This is a genomic window from Microbacterium neimengense, assembly GCF_054782995.1.
In genome coordinates, this window is sequence record NZ_BAAGRK010000003.1 from 1,354,933 (window position 1) to 1,366,639 (window position 11,707).

At 69.0% G+C, this 11,707-nt stretch carries 9 protein-coding genes; 4 read left to right on the forward strand and 5 right to left on the reverse strand.

Annotated elements, in window-relative coordinates; translation table 11 throughout:
• Positions 1 to 3 precede the first annotated feature (3 nt).
• Entirely contained in the window at positions 4 to 1,473 is a 1,470-nt protein-coding gene (locus ACYVJS_RS09385) for a DUF4407 domain-containing protein (RefSeq protein ID WP_460739680.1), read from the forward strand.
• Between the two features lie 64 nt (positions 1,474 to 1,537).
• Here ACYVJS_RS09385 and ACYVJS_RS09390 read toward each other — a convergent pair whose 3' ends face one another.
• From ACYVJS_RS09390 to ACYVJS_RS09410, 5 genes are all read right to left on the reverse strand, one after another.
• A complete protein-coding gene (locus ACYVJS_RS09390; RefSeq protein ID WP_460739681.1) occupies positions 1,538 to 2,122 on the reverse strand; it encodes a P-loop NTPase family protein in 585 nt (194 codons plus the stop codon).
• Positions 2,123 to 2,264: 142 nt separating this feature from the next.
• Positions 2,265 to 3,107, reverse strand: a complete 843-nt coding sequence (locus tag ACYVJS_RS09395; RefSeq protein ID WP_460739881.1) for a Cof-type HAD-IIB family hydrolase — start codon at positions 3,105 to 3,107, stop codon at positions 2,265 to 2,267.
• Positions 3,108 to 3,225: 118 nt separating this feature from the next.
• Positions 3,226 to 4,644: a glycoside hydrolase family 1 protein gene (locus ACYVJS_RS09400; RefSeq protein ID WP_460739682.1), complete on the reverse strand. Its 1,419-nt coding sequence runs from the start codon at positions 4,642 to 4,644 to the stop codon at positions 3,226 to 3,228.
• A gap of 69 nt (positions 4,645 to 4,713) precedes the next feature.
• A complete protein-coding gene (locus ACYVJS_RS09405; RefSeq protein WP_460739683.1) occupies positions 4,714 to 6,570 on the reverse strand; it encodes a beta-glucoside-specific PTS transporter subunit IIABC in 1,857 nt (618 codons plus the stop codon).
• A gap of 186 nt (positions 6,571 to 6,756) precedes the next feature.
• On the reverse strand, positions 6,757 to 7,686 hold the full coding sequence (locus ACYVJS_RS09410) for a PRD domain-containing protein (protein WP_460739684.1): 930 nt from the start codon (positions 7,684 to 7,686) through the stop codon (positions 6,757 to 6,759).
• A 184-nt stretch (positions 7,687 to 7,870) separates the two neighbouring features.
• On the opposite strand from ACYVJS_RS09410, the gene rlmN reads away from it, so the two are divergent.
• From rlmN to ACYVJS_RS09425, 3 genes are all read left to right on the forward strand, one after another.
• Positions 7,871 to 9,124, forward strand: a complete 1,254-nt coding sequence (rlmN, locus tag ACYVJS_RS09415; RefSeq protein WP_460739685.1) for a dual-specificity RNA methyltransferase RlmN — start codon at positions 7,871 to 7,873, stop codon at positions 9,122 to 9,124.
• A 66-nt stretch (positions 9,125 to 9,190) separates the two neighbouring features.
• Positions 9,191 to 11,149 (forward strand): ABC1 kinase family protein, encoded by a 1,959-nt coding sequence (locus ACYVJS_RS09420; RefSeq protein WP_460739686.1) that lies wholly within the window; start codon positions 9,191 to 9,193, stop codon positions 11,147 to 11,149.
• Positions 11,150 to 11,223: 74 nt separating this feature from the next.
• Complete coding sequence (locus ACYVJS_RS09425) at positions 11,224 to 11,688, forward strand: NUDIX domain-containing protein (protein ID WP_460739687.1); 465 nt, start codon at positions 11,224 to 11,226, stop codon at positions 11,686 to 11,688.
• Positions 11,689 to 11,707 lie beyond the last annotated feature (19 nt).

Sequence of the window (11,707 nt, forward strand, 5' to 3'; positions counted from 1 at the left end):
GCAGTGTCATTCTCCGCGCATCGACCCGGCCGATTCGGCTCCGACGGCCGCATCGACCTCGAATCGCAGGCCGAAGAAGAAGCGTTGTATCTGAGCGACGTCCGTCCCTCCGACGACGTCTCGACGGGTCCGACCGAGGTGATCGACCCGATCGACGAGCCCGAGGTCGAGGCGTCCGTTCCTGACCCCGCGCCTCCCGTGGTGCGCGAGCGCCGGAGTCCGCGCCGCCGTCCCCGGCGGCCCCTCTCGCGCACCCTCGCCGTGCTCGGCGGCGCCGACGGAGAGGTGCTCGACGACGTGCCCGGCGAGACGCCGCGCTTCGTGCAGATGTTCTTCGTGCTGGTCGGCACCGCGCTCGTCTCCGCCCTCTCGATGGGGTTCGCGCTCGTCACCGGTGTGCAGATCGCCGTCTGGGCCGCCGTGCCGCTCGCGATCATCTGGGCGCTCATCATCTTCAACCTCGACCGCTTCCTCACCTCGACGATGCGCTCGACCCGCAACGTGTGGCGCCTGCTCGGTCTCGCGTTCCCGCGCGTCATCATGGCCGCACTCATCGGCATCGTCGTCGCCGAGCCGCTTGTGCTGCAGGTCTTCCACAACGACATCGCCCGAGAGGTCAACTCGACCAACGTGGTGCAGGCGCAGTCCGACCAGGATGCGGTCACCAACGGACCCGAGAAGCAGGCGCTGGATGCCGCATCCGCCTCGCTCGCCGCCCTGCAGAACCAGGCGGCCACCGGTATCGTCGCGGGAACCTCCTCGACCTCGGCCGAGTCGGTGGCGGCGCAGGCGAACGTGGACCAGCTCACCCAGCAACTCGCCGACCAGCAGAAGGTGATCGACCAGGCCCGCGCGCTGTACCAGTGCGAGCTGACCGGCGAGGGAGCGGGCACCGTCCCCGGCTGCACCGGGGTGCAGGGGTCGGGCACGAGCTCGGACGCCGCCCAGGCGCAGCTGACGCAGGCGCAGTCCGCATACGACGCCCTCGCGACCCAGCTCAGCCAGGCGCAGGCCGCCCTCACCGCGGCCAACGCCGCCGGAACGGATGCGGCCGCCGCATCCGCCGAGCAGAACAAGAAGCAGGCCGAGGACCAGCTGCCGGCGGCGCAGGCGCAGTACGACGCTGCTCTCGCCGCCTATAACGAGCGCGCCGCATCCATCGCCGGCGGCAACGCGCAGGCGGTCGGGCTGCTCAGTCAGATCAGCGCGCTCGAACGGCTCTCCGAGCGCGAGCCGACCCTGGCGTGGGCGCACTGGCTCATCGCGGCGCTGTTCTTCATGATCGAGCTGCTGCCCGTGCTCGTGAAGGTGCTGACGAGCTTCGGTGACCCGTCCATCTACGAGAAGGCCGATGCCCTCCGCCGGCAGGTCTCCCTCGACAGGGTGACCGCGAAGACGTGGCACGAGCGCGCAGCGATCGTCACCGCGCCCGCCCCGCCCGCATCCGGCCCTACCGCCGCCGCGGCGCCGTAGCGCTAGCGGCTCGGGACCGCCCCTCCACCCGCGAGACTGCATTTCGAGCACGAGATCACGGGTATTACGCGTGATCTCGTGACGGAGATGCAGTCTCGCGCGCCGGGAGGCTCCGCGGATGCGGTTCCCAACGGAGCACGGCGTCGAGCAGGTCCGCGGTGGGGTGGAGGCCGTCCAACCGGAGTGTGGGCTTGCCGAGCGCGGCGAGCCACGCTTCGTGGGTCGCTCGGCTCCGCCCCTCAAACGCCGGATCGTCGTAGCTCTGCGCCCAGTCCCGGAAGGCGTGCCAGGCCGGGTCATCGAGGGGGCGGCCCTCTCGCCGGCGCCGCTCGCGTGCCTCGAGCCGCCGCATCCGTTCCGCCGGATCCAGTGTGACGAAGACGACCGCGTCGCATTCGGCGGCGATGCTGTCGCCCCAGCCCATCATCGATCCGGAGAGCACCCATGCCGGCCGCGGCGCGAAGATCGCCCGCATGAGCGACACCCGATCGGCATCCGCCCGCTTCTCGGTGAAAGGCGGATCTGTGGGAACCCAGAAGTAGTCATCGGCGTCCGCGTGCGGCACGCTCCAGGTCGAGGCGAGCGCCGCGCCCAATGTGGTCGTCCCGCTGCCGCTCGCTCCGAGGATGTGCACCCGTCCGCGTTGCATGTCTCTCATCCTCGCAACGTGTGCCGCATCCGTCACGCCGTTCTGTGGGTGGGGCCGGGTCAGGATGCGGTGGCGTGCCGCATCCGTTGCCGCGCCCACGTGCCGCCACGCAACTCGGGCAGGGAAAGGGGGAGCCCCGGGGTCAGATGAGGCCGTGGCGAGCGAAGGCGTTATGGATGCCGTCGTCGAGCACCGCGGTCGTGACTTCGTCGGCAAGGTCCTTCAGCTCCTGCGCGGCATTGCCCATCGCGATGCCCGTGCCGCACACCTGGAACATCTCGACGTCGTTCCAGCTGTCGCCGATGCCGATCGCGTCGGCGGCGTCGATGCCGAGGTGGTCGAGCACCGCGGTGATCGCCGAGCCCTTCGTGACGCCCTGCATGCCGATCTCGCCGTTGGTTCCCCCGGGAAGCGGGATGCTGCCGGGGACGACGTGGAAGCGGTCACCCAGTTCGGACTGCGCGCGAGAGACCGCATCCGTCGAGTCGCTGAGGAAGACCGCCTTGGCGACGCGGGTGCGATCGATCGTGGCCAGATCCCGGAAGCGCGGTGCGCCCTGCGGTGCCGTCTGCGGCCCGTCGCCGGCGGGCCGGGGGCGCAACGAGGAGAGCATCGCGGCGACGGCGGCCTGAACCTCGGCGGATGCGTACACGGCCTCCTCGGTCTGGAGGAAGTAGTGGATGTCGTGGGAGCGGAAGAACCGCTCGAGGCGGTCGACCGCATCCGCCGGCATCGGATCGGCGACGATCTCCTCGCCGCCTGCGATCGCATATGCGCCGCCGTTGGTGATCGCGCCGTCGAAGCCGATCTCCCGCACAGCCGGGTGGATGTCGCCGGCCGAGCGTCCGGTGCTCAGGTACACGAGTGCGCCGCGTTCACGGGCGGTACGGATCGCGGTCACGGTGGACGGGGCGATCGTGGTGCCGTGATCGAGGATCGTGCCGTCGACGTCGAGGAATGCGATGCGGGGAGGGGTCACGATGATCCATTCTCCCCGCTTCCGCCTGGGAGGCGCGTCGGGGTGGGTCGGCAGGACGGCGTGCGCGTGTGCCCACGAGACGTCCGCGAGGGGACGCCCGTGGGCACACGCGCGGCGAGTGGCGTCAGCGGGTCAGGCTGGCGCCGTTCGTACGGATGACCTCGGCGTACCAGCCGAACGACTTCTTCTCGAAGCGATCGAGCGTGCCAGTGCCGTCGTCGTTGCGGTCGACGTAGATGAAGCCGTACCGCTTGCTCAGCTGGGCGGTGGAGGCGCTGACGATGTCGATGCAGCCCCAGGAGGTGTAGCCGAGCACGTTCACGCCGTCGGTGATGGCCTCGCCGACCTGCACGAGGTGGTCGTTGAGGTAGGCGATGCGGTAGTCGTCGATGACGGTCTTGACGCCGTCGACCTCGACCAGCTCGTCCTTGGCGCCCAGGCCGTTCTCGACGATGAACAGCGGCTTCTGCCAGCGGTCCCAGAACTGGTTGAGCACGAGGCGCAGACCCACGGGGTCGATCTGCCAGCCCCACTCGCTCGCTTCGAGCGTGGGGTTGGGCACACCGCCCATGATGTTGCCCTCGCCGGTGACCTTCTTGGCGGGGTCGGCGGTCTGAGCGACGGACATGTAGTAGCTGAACGAGACGAAGTCGACCGTGTTGGTCAGGTCTTCGCGGTCCTGGTCGGTGATCTCCAGCTCGATGCCCTTCTCGCGGAGAGTCCGCAGGAAGTAGCCGGGGTAGGCGCCGCGGGTGTGCACGTCGCCGTAGACGAGATTGGAGTGGTCGAAGTCCATGACCGCGACCGCATCCGCCGGCGACGGGGTCAGCGGGTACACCGGCATGGAGAGCACCATGCAGCCGATCTGCGCGTTCGGCGCGACCTCGCGCGCGATGCGCGTGGCGCGGGCGGATGCGACCAGCTCGTGGTGCATGGCCTGGTACAGCTGCGTGTCGGTCAGCTGCTCCTTCGGGGTGTTGATGCCGCCGGACATGAACGGCGCGTGCAGCAGCGAGTTGATCTCGTTGAAGGTCAGCCAGTACTTCACGCGCGAGCCGTAGCGCTCGAACAGCGTGCGGGCGTAGTTCTCGTAGAAGCCGATGAGGCGGCGGTCGGTCCAACCGTCGTAGGTCTCGGCGAGGTGGAGAGGCGTCTCGTAGTGCGAGATCGTCACGAGCGGCTCGATGCCGTGCTTCTCCAGTTCGTCCAGGACGCGGTCGTAGAACGCGAGGCCCTCCTCGTTGGGCTCTGCTTCATCGCCCTTGGGGAAGATACGGCTCCACGCGATGGAGAAGCGATAGACGCCGAAGCCCATCTTGGCGAACAGCGCGATGTCCTCCGCGTAGCGGTGATAGAAGTCGATGGCCTCGAGCTTGAGGTTGTCGGCCGTGGGCTCAGCCGTGCGCGGGCCGACGATGCCGCGGGGCATGACGTCCTGGACCGACAGGCCCTTGCCGCCCTGATCGTAGGCGCCCTCGACCTGGTTGGCGGCGGTGGCGCCGCCCCAGAGGAAGCCTTGGGGGAACGGGGTGGTGGTGCTCATGGTTCTCTTCCGTTTCGTATCTGGGATGCGGCGTGCGGGCGGGAGCATGCGCCCCGCCCGCACGGGGTGTCACTTGGCTGCGACGGCCTGCTCGACGGCCACGGCGAAGAACAGCGGCTCGCCGTGCGCGATCGGACCGGATGCCGGCGAACCGATGGTCGGGTACAGATCGGCGTTGGTGACGATGACGGGGGTCGTCAGGTCGTAACCGGCCGCGGCGATCGCCTCGAGGTCGAACTCGACGAGCAGGTCGCCCTTGCTCACCTGCTGTCCGCTGGTGACCTTGAGGCTGAAGTGCTCACCCGCGAGCTTGACGGTGTCGATGCCGACGTGGATCAGCAGCTCAGCGCCGTCTGTGTGACGCAGGCCGATGGCGTGGCCGGTCGGGAACGCGGCGACCACGGTCGCATCGAACGGGGCGTAGAGTGCGCCGCTGCGCGGGATGATGGCGACGCCCTGGCCGAGTGAGCCGTCGGCGAAGGCGGCATCCGGCGTCTCGGACAGCGGCACCACGGTGCCGTCGACCGGGCTGAAGACCTCGAGATCGGTGCTCTCGGCGGGGGCGACGGCATCCTCGGCCGGCTCCTTGAAGCCCACGATCACCGTGAGCAGGAAGGGCACGACGATGGCCGCGCCGAGGCCGAGGGCCAGGAAGACCATGTTGCCGTTGCCGAACAGCGCCGGCAGCGCCAGGCCCGAGGGGACGACGAAGGCCGTGGAGAAGACCCCTCCGAGGGAGATGATCGCGCCGCCGATCGCGCCGCCGGCGATGCCGAAGGCGAACGGGCGCTTGAGCGGGAGGTTGATGCCGTAGATCGCCGGCTCCGTGATGCCGGCGAGGAAGCCGGAGAGTGTGGCGGGTGCGGCGAGGGACTTGAGGTTCCTGTTGCGTGCACGCACCCACACACCGGCCACCGCCGCCGCCTGGGCGAGCACCGCGGCGAAGACCGGAGCGATGAGCAACATCTGCCCCGTGGTCTGGAGCTCGAGCTGGAACAGCGGCACGAGACCCCAGTGCAGACCGAAGATCACGAACACCTGCCACAGGCCGCCCATGACGGCACCGCCCAGCCACGGCACGGTCTCGAAGACCCAGCCGATGCCCGAGCCGACCCAGCCGCTGATGATCGCGGAGATCGGGCCGATGACCACGAAGACGAGCGGCACGGCGATGAGCACGACGATCATGGGGGTCACGAACCGGCGGACCGCGGCCGGGAGCTTCGCGTAGAGGAAGCGTTCCGCGTGGCTCTGCAGCCAGACCACGATGATGATCGGGATGACGCTCGAGACGTAGTTGACCATCGTGAACGGGATGCCGAAGAAGGTGAGATCCGGCGCTCCGACGAGCGCCGTGACGCTCGGGTACAGGAGCGCGCCGGCGATGGCGAGCGAGGTGAACTCGGACGCCTTGAAGTACCGGGCGGCCGTGATCGCGAGCGCGAGCGGCAGGAAGTTGATGAACGCGTCCGACAGGGCGTTCAGCACGACGTAGGTCGAGGTGGTCGTGTCGATCCAACCGAACGTGACGGCCGCCGCCAGGAAGGCCTTCAGCAGTCCGGTGCCGGCGAGGGCCCAGAGCGCGGGTGTGAAGATCGCGGAGATCATCGCGATGAAGCGGTTGAACAGGTTGCCCTTCGGAGCGTCCTGTGCCGGAGACGACGCCCCGCCCGATCCGCCGAACTTGGAGATCTTGCCGATCTCCGCGTACACCTCGGGCACCTCGTTGCCGATGACGACCTGGTACTGGCCGCCGGCCTGGGCGACGGTGACGACGCCGGGAACGGCCTTGATCGAGGCCGCATCCGCCTTGCCCTCGTCCTTGAGGACGAAGCGCAGTCGGGTGGCGCAGTGGACCAGCGAGGTGATGTTCTCCTCGCCGCCGACGCCCTTCAGGACGCCTGCTGCTGTCTTCGAGTAGTCCATCTCGGACTCCCTCTTTCCGCCGCATCAGCGCGGCACTCGCGTGGGTGACGCGCCGGGTCGGGCCGTTTCCGGGCAACAAAAAAACCTGAACTCGTTCACCGCCGATCAAGACGATGTGAGTTCAGGTTTTGCCTGCTGCCGCAGTAACAATCCGTCGCGTCGCAGGGCATCTCCGCCCTGCGCGAGTTACCGTAGCACCTCTTCGATGCCGCCGCCACCGTCGCTCGGGTCGGCCTTGGCGCCGACCTGCGCGGCCAGCCGCTCGACGTGCACGATGAGGTACAGCAGCTCCTCGTCGGTGAGGTCGGAGCCTGTCGCCGCGCGCACATAGGCCTTCACCTGCTCGGCGATCGCGTAGGAGCGCGGATAGCTGTGCTTGGCGAACTCGAAGAACGAGGTGTCGCTCGATCGCAACATGGTCTTGGACACCAGCCGCTGCAGCAGGAACTGCACGTGCAGGATGAACCGCGCGTAATCGGGGCTCTCGACGTCGAGGGTGACCCCGAGACCCGTCTCCACCGTGGTCGCCACGTGTTGCACGCGTCGGAACAGCAGGGCCGCCGTGCCATTGGGCTCGTCGCGGGTCGCGTTGAGCAGGTGCATCGTGAGGAAGACGGCCTCCTCGGGCGGAAGCTCGCGCTCGAGCGCCGTGCCGATGTGGGCGGCCATGTGCTCGGCGGCGCGGAACTCGTGCGGATGCAGCACCCGCAGCTCGGGCATGTGGGTCGCCGGGATGCGCACGCCCTGGTCGAGGCGTTCGAGCACGTACTGGATGTGGTCGATCACCGGGATGACGAGGCGTCGACCGAGGTGATGGCCGAGTTCGCGCTCCGCGAGGTCGACCGCGCCGGTCACCGCTTCGATGACCGGATAGGGCACATCCGTGAGCAGCTGACGCTCTCGCTCGCCCTCGGCGCCGGAGTCGAGGACGAACGTCTTCTCGACCTTCGCCGGGTCCAGCCGGTCCTCGGGCTTCAGCTGGAATCCCAGCCCACGACCCATGAGCACGCGCTCGCGGCCGTGCTCGTCGATCGAGATGACCACGTTGTTGTTGAGGACCTTGTGCGCGACGACGTGATTCTCGCGCGCGCCGTCGCGCCCTTCGGGTGAGGGCATGCGTGCATCCTAATGGGGTCGGGGACTCCTGGCCCGGCCTCGCGCCGTTCATCGAGCGAGCATCCGTTCGTCGAGTGAGCACCTCATCGGATACTCACTCGCGCAATGAGTGCTCGTTCGACGCGGTCTGTCGGCGCTGTCGCGCCCAGGGCCCTGGCAGCCGCGCACCGGTAGCCTGGAGGGTATGACCGACCAGCCTCCCATCCGCACGACTGTGCCGCGCGATGCCGCATCCGCCGTGCGCCAGGTGCGCCCCCGCACCGAGGGCTGGTCGCAGCAGAAGGACGAGAGCGGCCGGCCGCTCCTCCAGTTCGCCAGCCCCAAGCGCGGCAAGCCGCCGGTGCACCTCGCCGACCTCACGCACGAGCAGCGCGCCGAGAAGCTCGTCGAGCTCGGGTTCCCGAAGTTCCGTGCGGCGCAGCTCGAGAAGCACTACTTCACGCACTATACGAGCGATCCCGCGCTCATGACCGACCTTCCCGCATCCGGTCGCGAGGAGCTCGTCGCGGGCCTGCTGCCGCCGCTGCTGACCGAAGTGCGCCGGCTCGAGACCGACCGCGGCGACACGATCAAGTTCCTCTGGAAGCTGCACGACGGCGCCCTCGTCGAATCCGTGCTCATGCGTTATCCCGGCCGCATCACGCTGTGCGTCTCGTCGCAGGCCGGATGCGGCATGAACTGCCCCTTCTGCGCGACCGGTCAGGCGGGCCTGACCCGCAATATGAGCGCGGCGGAGATCGTCGAACAGATCGTCCGCGCCAACCGGCTGATCCGCGACGGCGGCCTCGGACCCGCCGAGCACCCGGACGAGCGCGTCACCAACATCGTGTTCATGGGCATGGGGGAGCCGCTGGCGAACTACGCCCGCGTCATGCACGCGGTGCGGGTGATGACCGACAAGAAGCACGGTCTGGGCATGAGCGCCCGCGGCATCACGGTCTCCACCGTGGGGCTCGCCCCCGCCATCCGCAAGCTCGCCGACGAGGACATCCCGGTGACCTTCGCCCTTTCGCTCCACGCGCCCGACGATCAGCTGCGCGACGAACTCATCCCCGTGAACTCGCGGTGGAAGGTCGACGAGGTGCTGGACGCCGCGCGCGGCTATTTCGAGAAGACCGGCCGGCGCGTGTCGATCGAGTACGCGCTGATCAAGGACATGAACGATCACGCGTGGCGCGCGGATCTTCTGGCTGAGAAGCTCAATGCGCGCGGTCGCGGCTGGGTGCACGTCAACCCGATTCCGCTGAACCCCACTCCCGGATCGGTCTGGACCTCGTCCGAGCGCCCGGTGCAGAACGAGTTCGTGCGGCGGCTGAACGACGCCGGCATCCCGACGACGCTCCGCGACACCCGCGGCAAGGAGATCGACGGGGCGTGCGGGCAGCTGGTGGCGACCGAGGAGGACCAGGCGGTCGCCGCGGCGACCCCGGTCGACTGATCCGCCGCCGATAGCCCCCCGGTGGCGCCCCCGACGCGATAGCGTCGTCGCACAGGGGAGGGTGCGATGCCGCAGATCGTGTGGGTGATTCTGTTCGTCCTCGTGTTCGCGAGCGTCGCTGCCTGGGTCGCACGCCGGCTTCTGGGGATGCCGATCGGGTGGATCCGGCCCTTCGTGACCGGAGTGCTCGTGGTCATCGCCGGCGCCCCGCTGGCGCTGTGGGCCCTGCAGCAGGCGGACGTCGTCGACGGCGACGTCCTCACGGTCGACGACGCGATCGGCGCGCTGTTCCTGCTGCTGACCATCGGGTGGCTTTTCGCGGTCGACGTCATCGCGATCGTCGCGCTGGAGTTCCTCTGGCCGACCAGGCCGCTGCGCAATCCGATCGTCGTGGTGCGGGAGATGTTCCGCCGCCGCGACCGCGCGCGCCGCTACGCCGAGATCATCGCGATCGCCTCTCGGCACGGGCTCGGCGTGTATCGCGGCAGGCATCGGCCCGATCGCGAGGAACTGCCGGCGGCGATCGTTGCGGCGCTGAACGACGCGGGCGTCACGTTCATCAAGATCGGTCAGGTGCTCTCCGCCCGCGACGACGTGCTGCCGCCGGAGTTCACGACCGCCCTGTCGACGCTGCAGATGGAGACCGTGCCGATCCCGTGGGCCGAAGCACGCCACGCGATCGAGACGCAGCTCGGCCGGCCCCTCGAGGAGGTCTTCGCGCGCGTCGACGAGACGCCGTTGGCGGCCGCATCCGTCGCGCAGGTGCACGCGGCGACGCTGCAGGACGGCCAGGAGGTCGTCATCAAGATCCAGCGCCCGAGCGCGCGCGCCCAGGTCGCGACCGACCTCGACATCGTCGAGCGTCTGGCGGCGGATGCGGAACGCCACACGACATGGGCGCGCGACTACGGCGTGACGGCGCTGGCCGCGGAGTTCGCGAGGTCGCTGCGGGAGGAGCTGGACTACCGCATCGAGGCGGCGAACAGTGAAATGCTGCGCGGGGCTGCAGCCCGCTCGAAGCTCACCCCGCTCGCCGTGCCGAAGGTGTACGCCCAGTACACGACCGCGCAGATGCTCGTGCAGGAGCGCGCCGAGGGCATCCCCTTCGGACACGTCGATGCGTCGACGCTGGACCCGGATGCGGCGACGAGGATCGCTGACGGAGTCGTCGACGCCGTCTTCGAGCAGATCGCGGTGCGGGGCGTCTTCCACGCCGACCTGCATCCGGGCAACCTCATGCTCGCGGCCGACGGGACCGTCACCCTCATCGACTTCGGCTCCGTCGGAGTGCTCGAGAAGAGCATGCGCCGCCTGCTGCTGCCGCTGTTGGTGGCGATCGCGAACGAGGACGACGTCGCCGCGACCGACATCGTGCTCATGCTCGTGACCCCTCCCGACACAGACACCTTCGACCAGGTCGCGCTGCAGCACGACATCGGCGTGATCCTGACCCGCATGCATAACGCGGGAGTGGACCAGAACGTCTTCGCCGCCCTCGTGGACGTCATGCGGCATCATCGGCTCGCTCTGCCGCCCTCGCTCCTGCTGGTCTTTCGCACACTGGCCTCGTTGGAGGGGTCGCTGCGGCGCCTTCGTCACGACTACGACATGGTGGGCCGTGCGCTGTCGCAGGCGCCCGCCTTCACGCGCGCGTTGACCTCGCCGAGGAGCTTCGCACTCGCGGCGCAGACGCAGGCGGCGATCGTCGGCGAGCAGCTGCGGCGAATGCCGCGCACGATCTCGACCCTCAGTCAGCAGCTCGAGGACGGCACCTTCTCGGTGCGTCTGCGCAGCTTCGACGACGCGACCGGTCGAGGGTTTGTCGAGCAGCTGTTCTCGCGCTTCACGACCACGCTGGTGGGCATCGCCCTCGTCATCTCGGCGGTGCTGCTCGGTGTCTCGGATGCGGGGCCGCACCTGACCGCGCAGGTGCCGCTGTTCCCGTTCCTCGGCGCGGTGGTGGGACTCGGCGGGCTGCTCCTGCTGCTGCGCAGTCTTCGCGCCGCCTTCGAGCGACGACGATAGGGCTCGGGCGACCCTCACCGTCTCAGACCCGGCTAGCGTGGACGGGTGCGGCGAAGAAGCGACGGGATGCGGCGATGACCGCGTACAGCGCGGGGCTCCTCCTCTTCCGACCGGACACCGCCGAGGTGCTGATCGCGCACATGGGTGGCCCCTTCTGGCAGCGCAAGCAGGCGGGGGCGTGGTCGATCCCGAAGGGGGAGTACGACCCCGCATCCGAGGATGCGCTCGCCGCGGCCGAGCGGGAATTCCACGAGGAGCTGGGGCTCACTCCACCCGCCGGCGAACGGGTGGAGCTCGGCGAGTTCCGCTACTCATCGGGCAAGCGCCTGCGCGTCTTCGCGCTGGACGCCGACGGCTTCGCTCTCGTCGGCATGCGGTTCGGGGAGTTCGCGCTGGAGTGGCCGCCGCACTCGGGGCGCATGGAATCGTTCCCCGAGGTCGACCGTGCCGAATGGGTGCGGGTGGACGATGCACGAGACCTGTTGGTTGCCGCACAGCGTCCCGTGCTCGACGCCCTCGCCCCGCACCTGGACGGGTAATGCTCACGACGCATTGTGT